Source organism: Salinicola corii (assembly GCF_008298015.1).
GTDB classification, from domain to species: domain Bacteria; phylum Pseudomonadota; class Gammaproteobacteria; order Pseudomonadales; family Halomonadaceae; genus Salinicola; species Salinicola corii.
In genome coordinates, this window is sequence record NZ_VTPX01000001.1 from 822349 (window position 1) to 836865 (window position 14517).

The 14517-nt window shown below is 62.0% G+C and carries 17 protein-coding genes; 7 read left to right on the forward strand and 10 right to left on the reverse strand.

Annotated features, from left to right (window positions below):
- Window positions 1–24 precede the first annotated feature (24 nt).
- The 4 genes from pheA to rpsA all read left to right on the forward strand — a co-directional run bounded on the left by pheA (window position 25) and on the right by rpsA (window position 5941).
- Entirely contained in the window at window positions 25–1125 is a 1101-nt protein-coding gene (gene pheA / locus F0A16_RS03820) for a prephenate dehydratase (RefSeq protein WP_149434025.1), read from the forward strand.
- Between the two features lie 7 nt (window positions 1126–1132).
- On the forward strand, window positions 1133–3364 hold the full coding sequence (locus F0A16_RS03825; RefSeq protein ID WP_275401741.1) for a bifunctional prephenate dehydrogenase/3-phosphoshikimate 1-carboxyvinyltransferase: 2232 nt from the start codon (window positions 1133–1135) through the stop codon (window positions 3362–3364).
- On the forward strand, window positions 3361–4041 hold the full coding sequence (cmk, locus tag F0A16_RS03830; RefSeq protein WP_149434027.1) for a (d)CMP kinase: 681 nt from the start codon (window positions 3361–3363) through the stop codon (window positions 4039–4041). Before F0A16_RS03825 ends, cmk begins: the two co-directional genes overlap by 4 nt.
- Before the next feature lie 223 nt (window positions 4042–4264).
- Window positions 4265–5941 (forward strand): 30S ribosomal protein S1, encoded by a 1677-nt coding sequence (rpsA, locus tag F0A16_RS03835; protein ID WP_149434028.1) that lies wholly within the window; start codon window positions 4265–4267, stop codon window positions 5939–5941.
- Window positions 5942–6074: 133 nt separating this feature from the next.
- Here rpsA and F0A16_RS03840 read toward each other — a convergent pair whose 3' ends face one another.
- The 6 genes from F0A16_RS03840 to F0A16_RS03865 all read right to left on the reverse strand — a co-directional run bounded on the left by F0A16_RS03840 (window position 6075) and on the right by F0A16_RS03865 (window position 10474).
- Window positions 6075–6458 carry a hypothetical protein gene (locus tag F0A16_RS03840; RefSeq protein WP_149434029.1) on the reverse strand — a complete coding sequence of 128 codons (384 nt, stop codon included), beginning with the start codon at window positions 6456–6458 and terminating at the stop codon, window positions 6075–6077.
- A gap of 80 nt (window positions 6459–6538) precedes the next feature.
- Complete coding sequence (locus F0A16_RS03845; RefSeq protein ID WP_149434030.1) at window positions 6539–7267, reverse strand: RNA methyltransferase; 729 nt, start codon at window positions 7265–7267, stop codon at window positions 6539–6541.
- A gap of 153 nt (window positions 7268–7420) precedes the next feature.
- Window positions 7421–9064 (reverse strand): chaperonin GroEL, encoded by a 1644-nt coding sequence (gene groL / locus F0A16_RS03850; RefSeq protein ID WP_110710570.1) that lies wholly within the window; start codon window positions 9062–9064, stop codon window positions 7421–7423.
- 58 nt (window positions 9065–9122) lie between these two features.
- Window positions 9123–9416, reverse strand: a complete 294-nt coding sequence (locus F0A16_RS03855; RefSeq protein ID WP_071232843.1) for a co-chaperone GroES — start codon at window positions 9414–9416, stop codon at window positions 9123–9125.
- A gap of 203 nt (window positions 9417–9619) precedes the next feature.
- On the reverse strand, window positions 9620–10102 hold the full coding sequence (locus tag F0A16_RS03860) for an FxsA family protein (protein ID WP_149434031.1): 483 nt from the start codon (window positions 10100–10102) through the stop codon (window positions 9620–9622).
- A gap of 108 nt (window positions 10103–10210) precedes the next feature.
- Complete coding sequence (locus F0A16_RS03865; RefSeq protein ID WP_149434032.1) at window positions 10211–10474, reverse strand: ComEA family DNA-binding protein; 264 nt, start codon at window positions 10472–10474, stop codon at window positions 10211–10213.
- Window positions 10475–10704: 230 nt separating this feature from the next.
- On the opposite strand from F0A16_RS03865, the gene pyrF reads away from it, so the two are divergent.
- The gene (pyrF, locus tag F0A16_RS03870; RefSeq protein WP_149434033.1) at window positions 10705–11412 is read left to right on the forward strand and encodes an orotidine-5'-phosphate decarboxylase; all 708 of its coding nucleotides are present in this window, start codon (window positions 10705–10707) and stop codon (window positions 11410–11412) included.
- On the opposite strand, the gene lapB is transcribed toward pyrF, so the two are convergent.
- The 3 genes from lapB to F0A16_RS03885 all read right to left on the reverse strand — a co-directional run bounded on the left by lapB (window position 11413) and on the right by F0A16_RS03885 (window position 13326).
- Entirely contained in the window at window positions 11413–12600 is a 1188-nt protein-coding gene (lapB, locus tag F0A16_RS03875) for a lipopolysaccharide assembly protein LapB (RefSeq protein WP_149434034.1), read from the reverse strand.
- On the reverse strand, window positions 12601–12906 hold the full coding sequence (locus F0A16_RS03880; protein WP_149434035.1) for a LapA family protein: 306 nt from the start codon (window positions 12904–12906) through the stop codon (window positions 12601–12603).
- 96 nt (window positions 12907–13002) lie between these two features.
- Window positions 13003–13326, reverse strand: coding sequence for an integration host factor subunit beta (locus F0A16_RS03885; protein WP_275401748.1), 324 nt, complete (start codon window positions 13324–13326; stop codon window positions 13003–13005).
- Window positions 13327–13507: 181 nt separating this feature from the next.
- Here F0A16_RS03885 and F0A16_RS03890 point away from each other — a divergent pair, with 181 nt between their 5' ends.
- Window positions 13508–13792, forward strand: coding sequence for an FAD assembly factor SdhE (locus tag F0A16_RS03890; protein WP_149434036.1), 285 nt, complete (start codon window positions 13508–13510; stop codon window positions 13790–13792).
- Window positions 13752–14150, forward strand: a complete 399-nt coding sequence (locus tag F0A16_RS03895; protein ID WP_149434037.1) for a hypothetical protein — start codon at window positions 13752–13754, stop codon at window positions 14148–14150. Before F0A16_RS03890 ends, F0A16_RS03895 begins: the two co-directional genes overlap by 41 nt.
- An 88-nt stretch (window positions 14151–14238) precedes the next feature.
- Here the strand turns inward: F0A16_RS03895 and F0A16_RS03900 are convergent, their stop codons facing one another.
- Window positions 14239–14475, reverse strand: coding sequence for an ElaB/YgaM/YqjD family protein (locus F0A16_RS03900; protein ID WP_149434038.1), 237 nt, complete (start codon window positions 14473–14475; stop codon window positions 14239–14241).
- Between the last annotated feature and the right edge of the window lie 42 nt (window positions 14476–14517).

The window sequence follows — 14517 nt, forward strand, 5'->3', positions numbered from 1 at the left end:
CCATACAGCCATCAGGATACGGTCATGAGTGACTCCTCGAATTCGCCGCTGGACCTGGCTGCGCTTCGGCAGCGCATCGACACCATCGACAGCGAACTGATGCGCCTGATCAGCGAGCGTGCCGAGTGCGCCGCCCAGGTGGCTCATGTCAAGACTGCGGACGACCCCGATGCCGTCTTCTATCGCCCGGAGCGCGAGGCGCAGGTGCTGCGCCGGGTGATGGAGGAGAACCCCGGGCCGCTTCACCGCGAGGAGATGGCCAGGCTCTTCCGCGAGATCATGTCCGCCTGTCTGGCGCTGGAAAGGCCGATCAAGGTCGCGTACCTGGGACCGGAAGGCACATTCACCCAGCAGGCGGCGCTCAAGCATTTCGGCCACAGCGCCATCAGCTTGCCCATGGCGGCCATCGACGAAGTGTTCCGTGAAGTCGAGGCGGGCGCGGTCAACTACGGTGTGGTGCCGGTGGAAAATTCCACCGAGGGTATCGTCAACAACACGTTGGACTCGTTCATGGATTCCGGCCTGCACATCAGCGGGGAGGTGGTGTTGCGTATCCACCACCATTTGTTGATGTCGAGCATCACACGGCAGGACAAGATATCCCGGATCTACTCGCATCCACAGTCCTTCGCCCAGTGTCGCAAATGGCTGGATGCCCACTATCCGCACGCCGAGCGCGTCGCGGTGTCTTCCAACGCCGAGGCGGCGCGGCTGGTCAAGACCGAATGGCACAGCGCGGCGATCGCCGGCGACATGGCGGCGCAGCTCTACGGGCTCGAGTACGTCGCGGAAAAGATCGAGGACCGTCCTGACAACTCCACGCGATTCTTGATCATCGGCAACGAGTCGGTGCCGCCGTCGGGTACCGATAAGACCTCGGTGGTGGTCGCTATGCGCAACGAGCCTGGTGCGTTGCATGCACTGCTCGAGCCATTTCATCGCTACCAAGTCGACATGACTCGTCTCGAGACGCGCCCGTCGCGCACCGGTGCGTGGAACTACGTGTTCTTCATCGACTTCAAGGGGCATGTCGACCAGCCCGGGATCGTGAGTGTGCTCGAGGAGGTACGTGGCCGCGCGCAGGACATGAAAGTGCTGGGTTCCTACCCGGTGGGCGTGCTTTAAGATGCGGGTGGGCGAGACATCGCCGGTGGATCCTGCGGTGTTGATCGTGGGGTTGGGAATGATCGGCGGTTCGTTGGCCGCTGCGCTCAAGTCCAGCGGCTATACCGGGCGGATCCTGGCCTGCGACCCCGACGTCGAGGAGATCGACACTGGCCTCGAGATGGGAGTGATCGACGACGGGGGCAGCGATCTCGCGGCGTTGGTCGTCCAGAGTGGCCTCGTCATAGTGGCGGTACCGGTCCTGGCCATGCGTCGGGTTTTCGAGCAGTTGGTTCCGGTCCTCGGCGATCGTGTGCTGACCGATGTCGGTAGTACCAAGCGCTGCGTCTGCGAGGCGGCGAGGGAAGCCTTCGGTCATCTGCCGGTCAATTTCGTTCCGGGCCACCCCGTCGCCGGTTCCGAGAAGAGCGGGGTGGCCGCGGCCAATCCGGCGCTCTACCGTCATCACAAGGTCATCCTGACGCCGGAGTCTGACACCACGCCGACGGCCGTCGCCATGGTGCGGGCGCTCTGGCAGCGCTGTGGTGCGGAAGTGCTCGAAATGCCGGTGGACCGGCACGATCAGGTGCTGGCGCGGACCAGTCATCTGCCGCACCTGCTGGCGTTCTCGCTGGTCGACACGCTGGCCCGCCAGGACGAGCGGTTGGAGATATTCCGCTACGCCGCTGGCGGGTTTCGAGATTTCACCCGAATCGCCGGTAGCGATCCGGTGATGTGGCACGATATCTTCACCGCCAACCGCGATGCGCTGCTGAGTGCGCTGGATGATTTCGAGACCGGCCTGGCGCGACTGCGAGCGGCCGTCGAGCAGGGCGACAGCGACGCCATGCTGGGCACGTTCGATCGCGCCAGTCACGCCAGGCACTATTTTGAAACGCTGTTGAATCAGACGAGTTATCAGACCATGGAAGCACGACAGGTTCAGTACCGGGTGTCGCCCGGCGGTTCGGTCAATGGCCGGATTCGCGTTCCCGGCGACAAGTCCATCTCCCACCGCTCGATCATGCTCGGCGCACTGGCCAATGGCGTCACCGAGGTCAAGGGCTTCCTCGAGGGAGAGGATAGCCTGGCGACGCTACAGGCATTCCGCGACATGGGGGTCGCCATCGAAGGGCCGCACCAGGGGCGGGTGACGATCCACGGCGTGGGCCTGCACGGGCTGAAAAAGCCGGCCGGTCCGATCTACGTGGGGAACTCCGGCACTGCCATGCGGCTCTTTGCCGGCTTGCTGGCGGGACAGGCCTTCGATACCGAGTTGACCGGCGACGCCTCGCTGACCAAGCGTCCCATGGCACGGGTCGCCGACCCGTTGCGGCTGATGGGGGCGAGGATCGATACCGCGGAAGGAGGGCGTCCGCCGCTTCGGATCCACGGAGGTCAGTCGCTGAAAGGCATCCACTACGACATGCCGATGGCCAGCGCCCAGGTCAAGTCCTGCCTGTTGCTGGCGGGGCTCTACGCCGAGGGCGAAACCCGCGTGCGCGAGCCGGCCCCCACCCGGGACCATACCGAGCGCATGCTCAACGGCTTCGGCTACAAGGTCGACCGCGATGGCGACCTGGCGACGTTGCAGGGTGGCGGGGCGTTGACCAGTGCGCCGATCGACGTGCCCTCCGATATCTCCTCCGCCACTTTCTTCCTGGTGGCGGCAGCGATCACGCCGGGTTCCGATCTGGTGCTCGAGCATGTCGGCGTCAACCCGACGCGAATCGGGGTGATCAATATCCTCAAGGCAATGGGTGCCGATCTGCGCCTGGAAAATCCGCGCGAAGTCGGCGGGGAGCCGGTCGCGGATCTGCATATCCGCTATGCCCCGTTGAAGGGGATCGACATTCCCGTCGATCAGGTGCCGCTGGCGATCGACGAGTTCCCGGCACTGTTCGTTGCCGCGGCCAACGCCGAGGGCACGACCCGGCTGCGCGGGGCCGAGGAACTGCGGGTCAAGGAGTCCGACCGCATCCAGGCGATGGCCGATGGTCTCGATATTCTTGGCGTCGAGACCGCCGTCTACGATGACGGTATCGACGTGGTTGGCAATGTCAGCGAGGGGCCGAATTATCAGGGCGGGCAAGTGGACAGTCTCGGCGATCATCGCATCGCCATGGCCTTCACCATCGCCGCCTTGCGGGCCGGCGGACCGGTATGGATCGACGACTGCGCCAACGTGGCGACGTCGTTTCCCGGTTTCGTCGCTCTGGCCAACAAGGTGGGGCTTGAACTAGCGGAGGTGTCGGCATGATGACAGTGGCGCCGGTTCTGACCATTGATGGCCCGGGCGGGGCCGGAAAAGGAACGATCAGCCGCATGATCGCCGAGCACGTAGGCTGGCACCTGCTGGACTCCGGCGCCCTCTATCGTTTGACGGCGCTGTCGGCGATACGCAATGGAGTGGCCGTCGACGATGCTCAGGCGCTTTCCTTGCAGGCGCAGAACCTCGACGTGGTGTTCGTCGTCGAGGAGGGGGTAATGCAGATCCTGCTGGAAAGCGACGACGTAACCACGGCGATTCGCAGTGAAAGCGTCGGCAATGCGGCGTCTCAGGTGGCGGCGCTGCCGCCGGTCCGCGCCGCGCTGCTCCAGCGTCAGCGCGATTTCTGCAAGACGCCGGGGCTGGTCGCCGATGGACGTGACATGGGGACCGTGGTCTTCCCCGATGCACCGCTCAAGATCTATCTCACCGCCTCCGCCGAGGAGCGGGCGCGCCGGCGTCTGCTGCAATTGCAGCAGGCGGGAGAAGATGCTAGACTCTCGACCCTTTTGGAAGAAATCCAAGCGCGCGACGCGCGCGATATGCAGCGTTCGGTGGCCCCGCTCAAGCCCGCTGAAGATGCGGTCGAGCTGGACACGACGCAGCTGGATATACCGGAAGTCGTGGAGCGTATCGAAGCGCTGCTCGCCGAACGAAAGCTGGCCTGAAGCCTACCCGGTCTCAGGTCAGCTCTCCGGCAGAAGCCGACGACGCACTTCCGCTCCCGGGGCCCCTGGCAAGATGTCATGACGTGCAACGACCCGACTGAAAAGTCGCTGCAGGTCGAACCAGCGCCAACATCCCCAGGGATATGTCGATAAGGCCCGTGCTCGCTGGTGGTACGGAGGAAGACGGTTTGGCCGTCATCAACGTTGATCACGTAGGAATCACATGAGCGAAAGCTTTGCTGAGTTGTTTGAACAGTCTCTCCAGGACATCAACATGGAACCCGGTGCCATCGTCATGGCGACTGTGGTTGATATCGAAGGCGACTGGATCACCGTCAACGCCGGTCTGAAGTCCGAGGGGCAGATCCCCGCGGCGCAGTTCCGTGACGACAATGGCGAAATGACCATTGCTGTCGGTGACGAAGTCAAGGTTGCGCTGGAAGCCGTCGAAGACGGTTTCGGCGAGACCCGCCTGTCACGCGAGAAGGCCAAGCGTGCCGAAGCGTGGAAGGAACTGGAAGCGGCCTTCGAGAAGGACGAGATCGTCAAGGGCGTGATCAACGGCAAGGTCAAGGGCGGCTTTACCGTCGACGTCTCCTCCATCCGCGCCTTCCTGCCGGGCTCGCTGGTCGATGTGCGTCCGGTACGCGATACCGCGCACCTGGAGCACAAAGAGCTGGACTTCAAGGTCATCAAGCTCGACCCGAAACGCAACAACGTCGTCGTTTCCCGCCGTGCCGTTCTCGAAGCCGAGAACAGTGCCGAGCGCGAGGCACTGCTGGCGACCCTGCAGGAAGGCCAGCAGATCAACGGTATCGTCAAGAACCTCACCGACTACGGCGCGTTCGTCGACCTCGGTGGCGTCGACGGCCTGCTGCACATCACCGACATGGCCTGGAAGCGGATCAAGCATCCGAGCGAGATCGTGGCTGTCGGCGACGAGATCAACGTCAAGGTCCTCAAGTTCGATCGCGAGCGCAACCGCGTTTCTCTGGGCCTGAAGCAACTGGGTGAAGATCCGTGGGTCAACATCGTCGACCGTTATCCGGAAGGCATGAAGGTCAACGCCCGCGTCACCAATCTGACCGACTACGGCTGCTTTGCCGAGCTGGAAGAGGGTGTCGAAGGTCTGGTTCACGTCTCTGAAATGGACTGGACCAACAAGAACATCCATCCGTCCAAGGTGGTTCAGGTCGGTGACGAAGTCGAAGTCATGATTCTCGACATCGACGAAGAGCGTCGTCGTATCTCCCTGGGTATCAAGCAGTGCACCACCAACCCATGGGAAGACTTCAGCGGCCGCTACAACAAGGGCGACCGTGTTGCCGGCACCATCAAGTCGATCACCGATTTCGGTATCTTCATCGGCCTGGAAGGCGGCATCGACGGTCTGGTTCACCTCTCGGACATCTCCTGGAGCGAGACCGGCGAAGAAGCCGTTCGTCAGTTCAAGAAGGGCGATGAAGCGGAAGCGGTCATCCTGTCGATCGATCCGGAACGTGAGCGCATCTCGCTGGGTATCAAGCAGCTCGAGTCCGATCCGGTCTCCGAGTTCCTGGCTGTCAACGACAAGGGTGCCGTGGTCACTGGCCGCATCATCGAAGTCGATGCCAAGGAAGCCCACGTCGAGCTGGCGACTGACGTCGTGGCCGTGCTCAAGGCGTCCGAGATCAGCGCCGATCGTGTCGAAGACGCCCGCAACGTGCTGAACGAAGGCGATAGCGTCGAAGCCAAGATCGTCAACGTGGATCGCAAGAGCCGCGTCATCAACCTCTCCATCAAAGCCAAGGATCAGGTCGATACGCGTCGCAACATGGGTAAACTGCGCGATCAGGATGTCGAGCCCAACGGCCCGACCACCATCGGTGATCTGATCAAGCAGCAGATGGGTCAGGACTGATTCATCGAATCCGGTCCCTGCCGAACAAAACAGCGCCTACGGGCGCTGTTTTTTTTGGTGCCGCTGTTCAGCGGCCGCGCTCGCTGCTGGCAACGCGCGGAAGATCGACGGGAAACTGGCGTCGGTGCCGAGATCAGCGGCCGAACCAGGTCCGGAAGCGCGGCGACGAAGGGGGCGTCTGATGGGTGACGGAAAGGTGTCGGGCCGCTTGCCCCAGCGGAGCGCCGATGGCCTGGAGATGATGTCGGCAGAGGCGCTGATCGAGGGCGCCGGGGCACTGCGCCATCAACAGGCCGCAGTGATAGATCGCCTCTTCGAGCGGGGCGTGGACGGGCTTGAACGGTGAGGCGCTGCGGCGGCAGCGTTGCAGTTCGCCCAGCAGCATCTGCAGGGTCTGTGCGTCCAGCCAGCAGCGGCTGCGTTCATCGCTCCGGGCCATGACCGAGCTTTCGATGGCCTGGAAGGAGACCTGAAGAAAGACGCAGGTGTAGTAGAGCTGGGAGCGTTCGGAGGTCATCGTCGTTATCGCTTTTTGATGAGATCGATTCCCATTCTCTATCCGGCCGGTCAGGCTGTCAAAGGACTTTGCCTGGCGATCTAGCCGTCTCGGCTTGAACTTTCCAGTGCATTGAGTACGCCACGCAGAATCGAAAGTTCCTTGCGACTGGGCTCGGCGCGGGTGAACAGTGCGCGAAGGTGAGCCTCGGTCCTGGCGTGGGGCTGCGTCAGAAACCCGGCGCTATCCAAGGCACGGTGCAGGTGGGCGTAGAAGTGGTCCAGTTGCTCCATCGTCGGATAAGGGCCATTGGCTTTGGGCATCTGCTGTGCCTCCCCCTGGATACGGGAGTGGCGGAACGCCTCGTAGGCCACGATCTGCACGGCCTGGGAGAGGTTGAGCACGCCATAGTCCGGGTTGGCAGGGATGTTCAGCTGATGCGTGCAGTGGCCGATCTCCTCGTTGGTCAATCCATATCGCTCCCGCCCGAAAACGATGGCGACCGGCCCCTCCGGCAGGCGGCGCCACAGTTCGGCGGCCATCTGATCCGGTTGATGGTAGCAGGGCAGTGGCAGGCTGCGCAGTCGGGCGCTGGCGCCGATGACCTGTACGCAGTCGCCAATCGCCGCCGACAGGGAGTCGACGACACGACAACCCTCGATGAGATCGGCAGCGCCAGCGGCAAGGCGGGTGGCCTCCTCATCGGGAAACTGGCGTGGTGCGACCAGGACCAGATCGCTCAGGCCCATGGTCTTCATCGCGCGCGCGCTGGCACCGATATTGCCGGGGTGGAACGTCTGGACGAGAACGATGCGAATGCGATCCAGCATGCGCGAAAAACTCCTGCGGGCAATAATCCATGGTGTCGTCGGCAATGCTCCCGGGCGAGCCGAAGGCCCAGCCGACTCGGCAACAAAAAAGCCCCGCCAGAAGGCGGGGCTTTCCATGATACCTGAAAGGATCAGGCGATGGCGGGGCGATGATTACATCATGCCGCCCATGCCACCCATGCCGCCCATGTCCGGAGCGCCGCCACCTGCCGGTGCGTCTTCCGGGTCTTCGGCCACCATGGCTTCGGTGGTGATCATCAGGCCAGCGACGGATGCCGCGGACTGCAGTGCGGTGCGCGTCACCTTGGCCGGATCGAGGACACCCATTTCGAACAGGTCGCCGTATTCGCCGGTCTGCGCGTTGTAGCCGAAGTTGCCTTCGCCTTCTTTGACGCGGTTGACGATGACGGAGGCCTCTTCGCCTGCGTTGGTGACGATCTGACGCAGCGGGGATTCCATGGCGCGAAGCGCGATGGCGATACCGTGAGTCTGGTCTTCGTTGTCACCGGTTAGGCCCTGGATCAGGGTCAGGACGCGAACCATGGCGGTACCGCCACCAGGCACGACGCCTTCCTCGACCGCCGCGCGAGTGGAGTGCAGCGCGTCTTCGACGCGAGCTTTCTTCTCCTTCATCTCGAACTCAGTAGCCGCACCGACGCGGATCACGGCAACGCCACCGGCCAGCTTGGCGACGCGTTCCTGCAGTTTCTCGCGATCGTAGTCGGAAGAGGTCTCTTCGATCTGGGCGCGGATCTGTGCGACACGCGATTCGATGTCGGACTCGACGCCGGCACCATCGATGATGGTGGTGTTCTCCTTGGACATGGTGATGCGCTTGGCGCTGCCCAGGTGGTCGAGGTTGGCCTGCTCGAGGCTCAGGCCGACTTCTTCGGAGATAACGGTGCCGCCGGTCAGGATCGCGATGTCCTGCAGCATGGCCTTGCGACGATCACCGAAGCCGGGTGCCTTGGCCGCAGCCACCTTGACGATGCCGCGCATGTTGTTGACGACCAGAGTCGCCAGCGCTTCGCCTTCGATGTCTTCGGCGATGATCGCCAGCGGCTTGCCGGCCTTGGCGACGGCTTCCAGTACCGGGAGCAGTTCGCGGATGTTCGAGACTTTCTTGTCGACCAGCAGGAGGTAAGGGTCTTCGAGCTCGACCGCCATGGTGTCCTGGTTGGTCACGAAGTACGGGGAGAGATAACCACGATCGAACTGCATCCCCTCGACGACTTCCAGTTCGTCTTCGAAGCCACGACCTTCGTCGACGGTGATGACGCCTTCCTTGCCGACTTTCTCCATCGCTTCGGCGATGATCTCACCGATGCGCGCATCGCCGTTGGCGGAGATGGTTCCGACCTGAGCGATCGCCTTGGCGTCGGTGCAAGGTACGGAAAGCGCCTGGATATGCTTTACGGCCTCGATGACGGCCTTGTCGATGCCGCGCTTGAGATCCATCGGGTTCATGCCGGCAGCGACGCCTTTCAGGCCTTCGTTGACGATGGATTGGGCCAGGACGGTGGCGGTAGTGGTACCGTCACCCGCGGCATCGGAGGTCTTGGAGGCGACTTCCTTGACCATCTGAGCGCCCATGTTCTCGAACTTGTCCTTCAGTTCGATTTCCTTGGCCACGGAAACGCCGTCTTTGGTGACGGTCGGCGAGCCGAAGGATTTTTCCAGTACGACGTTACGACCTTTCGGCCCGAGCGTCGCCTTGACCGCGTCGGCGAGAACGTTGACGCCACGTGCCATGCGCTTGCGAGCATCATCAGAGAACTTGACTTGTTTAGCTGCCATTGTTCGATCTTCCTAATGTAATACGTGAAATCGTGATGAATCGTCGAGCTTCGGCCGATCAGCCTTCGACGACGGCCAGAATGTCGCTTTCGCTCATGATCAGGACTTCTTCACCGTCGACCTTCTGTTTTTCGACGCCGAAGCCCTCCTTGAAAATCACGGTATCGCCAACCTTGACGTCCAGTGCGCGAACTTCGCCGCTCTCGAGGATACGGCCGTTGCCCACTGCCAGGACTTCACCGCGTGTCGGCTTTTCCTGGGCACTGCCCGGAAGCACGATGCCGCCAGCAGTTTTCTGCTCTTCTTCTTTGCGACGTACGATGACGCGATCGTGCAAGGGACGGATTTTCATTGCTCACGTTCTCCTGATGGTTGCATGTTACAAATGCACGTTCCCACATGAGCCAGGCTCAAGGGGCGAAGGCTTGCGCCTCCCGGTTAATGGGCCTGACGGCCTAAAGCTGTCGCTGCTGCCTTGATTGGGTCTGGCCAGCCGGTTTCAAGGGGCAGCCTGAAAATTTTATCGTCGGGTGGCGGCAATCAATGCTCGGCGCTTCATTGGTCCTTGCCGAGATACTCTCCTTCGATGGGGCTGGCATCATCGCCGGCTCGACCGCCGCTGGCGGCGTTTTCCGAATCTCTTCGATGGATATTCCAGTCCCCGGGGATTTCAGTACCTTTCGAGCCAGCACTTCTGCCGCCTCGGCCGGACCAGCGACGCAACAGCTGGCCGCTGCCGGGGATCAGGCATATTAGACCTACGATATCGGAAAGAAAACCGGGTGCTATCAACAGGATGCCTGCAAATACGAACGAGGCACCCGCCATGATTTCGTCCGAGGGGATTTCACCGGCTGCCACGCGGGCACGAGCTCTCTGAAACGTGAGCAAGCTCTCGCGGCGAATGAGGTGAATACCGAGGGCGCCACTGACGAAAATCCACAACAGACTGACCAGCAGGCCTAGCCTGGCTCCCAGCGTAAAGAGTACGGCGAAGTCCGCTATCGCGAATAGGGCGATGAGGATGAGCAGGGGCATGGTGTCTCCGTCGTTGGCGCTGCCTGATTAGGCAAGATGGAGACTAACGAGGGAATTGCAAGCATGCGCCACCCCGAGGCCAGCGAGAAGCCGGCCCCGGAGCCGAGATCATAACGTCGCGTTCTCGGAGAGGTTGGCCACCGTGGCTTCGCCGATGCCATCGACGCGAGTCAGGTCTTCCAGGCTTTTGTAGTCGCCGTTGGCTTTCCGGTCGTCGACGATCGCCTGCGCCTTGACCGCGCCGATGCCGGGAAGCGTCGTCAATATCTCGACCGACGCTTCGTTGATATTGACGGGGGTATCCTGGGCAAGCACGGGGAGGGTGGTGAAGCTGAGTAGCGAGAACAGTGCGGCATGGATCAATGTCTTCATGGGGCTCTCTCGTAGAAGCGGGTGAATGAAAGCCGGTGTCGTTCCAGGCCGGCCGTCATTACTTTGTATCGACGCGGCTTCACGATTTTTTATCGGAAAAAAGCGATCATTCTTGTCAGTCAATTTCTACTCAATCTGGCTAAAGTAGCTGGAACGGATATGACAAGAGCGTCCTATCCAACGCCGTGTCAGGTATACTCCCGCACGAATTCGACTGCTGGAGACGACTCATGCCCGCCCCGGAATCGCCGCTCATCATTGCGCTCGACTACGCTGATCTGGGCGCGGCGCTGCAACTGGCCGACGCGCTCGATCCTGCCCGTTGCCGCGTCAAGGTCGGCAAGGAGTTGTTCACCCGTGTAGGGCCCGTGGCCGTCGAGGCGTTGCATCGGCGGGGCTTCCAGGTCTTCCTGGACCTGAAGTTTCACGACATCCCCAATACTGTCGCCGGTGCGGTGGAAGCCGCCGCGGACCAGGGCGTGTGGATGGTCAACGTGCACGCTTCCGGCGGTCGCCGAATGATGGAAGCGAGCGCCGAGCGATTGGCGAAACGCGGGCTCGAGACACATCTCATCGCGGTCACCGTGCTGACCAGCATGGCGGACGGCGAACTGCAGGAAACCGGTGTCTCCGGCAGCGCCCTGGCTCAAGTCGAGCGTCTGGCCACGCTAACCCTGGAAAGCGGACTGGACGGCGTCGTCTGCTCGGCGCGCGAAAGCGCCCGGCTGCGCGAGCTGTGTGGGGCGGGGTTTCTCAGGGTGACACCGGGGATACGCCCCGCCAGCGCGGGGCAGGGAGACCAGCGGCGGGTGATGACCCCCGACGCAGCGATGGCGGCCGGCAGTACGCACCTGGTCATTGGTCGAGCGGTGACCCAGGCGGCCGATCCCATGGCGGCACTGGCTGACATCGAGCGCACCTTGGCACGCAGGTCGTGATTATTCGCCTTCCAGGCCCGTTACCGGCTTGCTCGTGCCCCAACTGCGGCAACGGGGACATTGCCAGTGCAGTTGTTCGGCGCCGAAGCCGCAGCGCTGACAACGGTGCCTTGGCCGGATGCTCAGTAACTGCTGGGTGTGCTGCTTGAGAAGTTCCAGCCGGTCCCTTTCCGCAGGATCGCTATCGTCCAGATAGAGATCCATCAGATAGTCGACGCCACGCAGGCTGGGGTGGTCGCGCAACTGGTCGCTGACGAACGCGCAGGCGATATCCGTGCCCTGACGATGTCTCAGCGTATCCGCGGCCATCATGACGACCGAAGTCTGCGGGTCGTGTTGCAACTGTTTCTCCAGGAATTGCCACCAACCGTCGTCGTCATCGAGCAACCGATAGGCATTTCGCAGTGGTTCCAGCACGATGGTGGTGAAACTCGGGTCTTGCTCGGGAACCCGCTGCCAGCACCGGGCGGCGTCGCGATACTGGCCGATATCCCACTCGAGTTGGCCCAGCATCCAGTTGGCACGAACACAGCGTTCATCGGTATGCAGTGCCTGCTTCAACGCCTTGCGGGCCAGCGATGGGCTGCTGTCGATACGATGCTGACTGGCCAGTTCGCAATGCCAGTGTGCCGCCGCGCGCCGAATATCGGCATCCTGGCGCACCAGTTGCGGTTGGGCGGTATCGAGCGCCTGGGCCCACTCCTTTTCACGCTCGAACAGGTCGACGAGCAGACGTTTGGCGGCGAGCTTTTGGTGGTCGTCGACTTGGCTCTTCTGCAACGACAGTAGTAGCCGTTCGGCTCGGTCAAGTAGCCCGAGATTGAGGAAGTCGCGCGAGAGTTCCAGCTGTACCTGTCCACTTTGCGACGGCGTCAGCGCTGGCCTGGCTAGCAGGTTCTGATGGATGCGAACGGCGCGATCAGCTTCACCGCGCGACCGGTAGAGGTTGCCCAGCGCGATATGTGTCTCGACCGTGTCGCTGTTGACTTCAAGCGCCTGGGTGAAGGTCTCGATCGCGCGGTCCGGCTGCTCGTTGAGCAGATAGTTGAGACCGACGAAATAGTCTTTCGACAGCGTGCCGATCGGTGTCCCGGGGCGTGGCCGGCCCCGGCCCGATTCCCAGCGCCCCAGCAACCAGCCGATGGCGATGGCTGCCACCAGCAACGCCAGCAGCAGAGCATCGCTCATTCAGGTGCTTTCCTTGAACTCCTGCGTCCGTAGACGATCGAGTTCTTTGCGCTGTTGTTGGTTGTGACGCTGGGCACGGGTCAATAGGGTCCGCAGGCGAAGGTACATCCCTGTCATTGCCAGCATGCCTAGAATCACGCCACAAGCCAGGGCGACCAGAAGCCACAGCGATAACGAGGCGGAGGGGAGCTGTACCCAGATCAAGTCCAGCGGCAGCGGCTGCTGATTATTGACGGCAAACAGGATGCCGAGCAGCAGCACGACGATCAGGATGATGGCGAGAATGACGCCTTTGAGCCAGCGCATAGTGATTCCTGGTGACGCACCGCGGCTGCCCGAGTCGTGATCAGCCGTTGCGGTGGCATCCGTCGACTCACGCGACGGATGCAATGACTTGGGAGGTCAGTAGCCCAGCGCGCGGCTGGCATTGACCTGTTCGCGTAGTTCCTTGCCCGGCTTGAAGTGCGGGACGTATTTGCCGTCGAGATCGACAGGATCGCCGGTCTTGGGATTGCGTCCGGTTCGAGGCTCGCGAAAATGCAGTGAAAAACTACCGAATCCGCGAATCTCCACACGCCCGCCGTCCGCGAGTGCGTTGGTAATATCGTCGAGAATGACGCGCACCGCCGCTTCGACTTCCTTCGCCGATAGCTCGGGGCGACGGGTGGCGATCTGCTCGATCAATTCAGACTTTGTCATCGACATTCTCCGTGAGGCCTCTGCCAGGCGGTGAAGAACCGCGCAATGGGCGTCCGACGTCTGTTATTGTCGCTTCAGCATACTTCGCAACTTTCGAGAAAACAACGCATTAGCCGGATGGGTCGGGTGACTGAATAGTGACTGGCAATTCCCTCGGGTATAATGCGGCGTAATACAGTCACTCAGCACACCGGATCGAGGGTAGTCCATGTCAGACAACGAAGATGTCACGCGTCGACGGCTTTACTGGCATTCACGACGCGGCATGTGGGAACTGGATCTGCTGCTGATGCCATTCCTCGAAGACCGCTATGACCAGCTGACGCCTTCGGACCAGGTGCTGTACCGTGAGCTGCTGGCCAACGAGGATCAGGATCTCTTCACTTGGCTGATGCGGCGCGAGTGGCCCCGAAATACCGAGTTGCGCCGTCTCGTCAAAATGATCGTCGAACATGCAGAGACCACCGACAACAGTCGTCGTCAGGCGCTCTAGGCTGTCGCTGGCTTACCAGGCGGTGCTGGCGTTGGCGCTGGCTGGCTACGCGGGGTGGTGGGTCGACGGTCGGGCCGCCGTCTCGATATCGTTGTTGGCGCTGACCGTCGCCGGCTGGCGGTTCCGGTCGACGCCGAAACAGTATTATTTGCGATGCGTGCAGGAAGGGGAGCGGTCAGTCTGGGAGAGTTCGGCCGATACTCGGGCCTGGCAGCCGGAAACGTGCCGGCTGGTACGCCTCGGGCCGCTACTTTCGGCGATCGATCTCTCCGGCCGCCGCCTGTGGCTGTGGCCAGATAGCAGCGACGCCCATTCGCTGCGCCATTTGCGCGAGACGCTGTCCAGCCGGTTCGAGTGACCGTGATTCCGCAGCCCGAACGAGAAGACGGCCCCGTGAGGTATCACGGGGCCGCCATGGAGGCTATCGTCGGGCAGTGACACGTCGTTCAGCGGCGCCCGACGAAGAAACCGATGGCGAATCCGGCCAGTGCGGCGACGCCGATGCTGCTCCAGGCATTGCGGTGAACGTAATCATCGGTTTCACGCCAGGCTTCTTCCGCATGCTCAGCCAGTTCGTGGCTGACATCATCTGCCCGGTGCTTCGCGCGCTCCAGCCCCTTGCGACCTCGACGCTTGGCATCTCGATAGTAATTCCGGCTCTCTTCCCGATAGTTACGGTTCATGGATCATCCTTAATCATTGGTCGATGATGATGGTGTGTCAGG

Bases quoted from the DNA above. Each gene is read 5' to 3' on its own strand.
- pheA (WP_149434025.1), top strand. From the start codon at position 25: ATGAGTGACTCCTCGAATTCGCCGCTGGACCTGGCTGCGCTTCGGCAG.
- cmk (WP_149434027.1), top strand. From the start codon at position 3,361: ATGATGACAGTGGCGCCGGTTCTGACCATTGATGGCCCGGGCGGGGCC.
- rpsA (WP_149434028.1), top strand. From the start codon at position 4,265: ATGAGCGAAAGCTTTGCTGAGTTGTTTGAACAGTCTCTCCAGGACATC.
- F0A16_RS03840 (WP_149434029.1), bottom strand. From the start codon at position 6,458: ATGACCTCCGAACGCTCCCAGCTCTACTACACCTGCGTCTTTCTTCAG.
- F0A16_RS03845 (WP_149434030.1), bottom strand. From the start codon at position 7,267: ATGCTGGATCGCATTCGCATCGTTCTCGTCCAGACGTTCCACCCCGGC.
- groL (WP_110710570.1), bottom strand. From the start codon at position 9,064: ATGGCAGCTAAACAAGTCAAGTTCTCTGATGATGCTCGCAAGCGCATG.
- F0A16_RS03855 (WP_071232843.1), bottom strand. From the start codon at position 9,416: ATGAAAATCCGTCCCTTGCACGATCGCGTCATCGTACGTCGCAAAGAA.
- F0A16_RS03860 (WP_149434031.1), bottom strand. From the start codon at position 10,102: ATGCCCCTGCTCATCCTCATCGCCCTATTCGCGATAGCGGACTTCGCC.
- F0A16_RS03865 (WP_149434032.1), bottom strand. From the start codon at position 10,474: ATGAAGACATTGATCCATGCCGCACTGTTCTCGCTACTCAGCTTCACC.
- pyrF (WP_149434033.1), top strand. From the start codon at position 10,705: ATGCCCGCCCCGGAATCGCCGCTCATCATTGCGCTCGACTACGCTGAT.
- lapB (WP_149434034.1), bottom strand. From the start codon at position 12,600: ATGAGCGATGCTCTGCTGCTGGCGTTGCTGGTGGCAGCCATCGCCATC.
- F0A16_RS03880 (WP_149434035.1), bottom strand. From the start codon at position 12,906: ATGCGCTGGCTCAAAGGCGTCATTCTCGCCATCATCCTGATCGTCGTG.
- F0A16_RS03890 (WP_149434036.1), top strand. From the start codon at position 13,508: ATGTCAGACAACGAAGATGTCACGCGTCGACGGCTTTACTGGCATTCA.
- F0A16_RS03895 (WP_149434037.1), top strand. From the start codon at position 13,752: ATGCAGAGACCACCGACAACAGTCGTCGTCAGGCGCTCTAGGCTGTCG.
- F0A16_RS03900 (WP_149434038.1), bottom strand. From the start codon at position 14,475: ATGAACCGTAACTATCGGGAAGAGAGCCGGAATTACTATCGAGATGCC.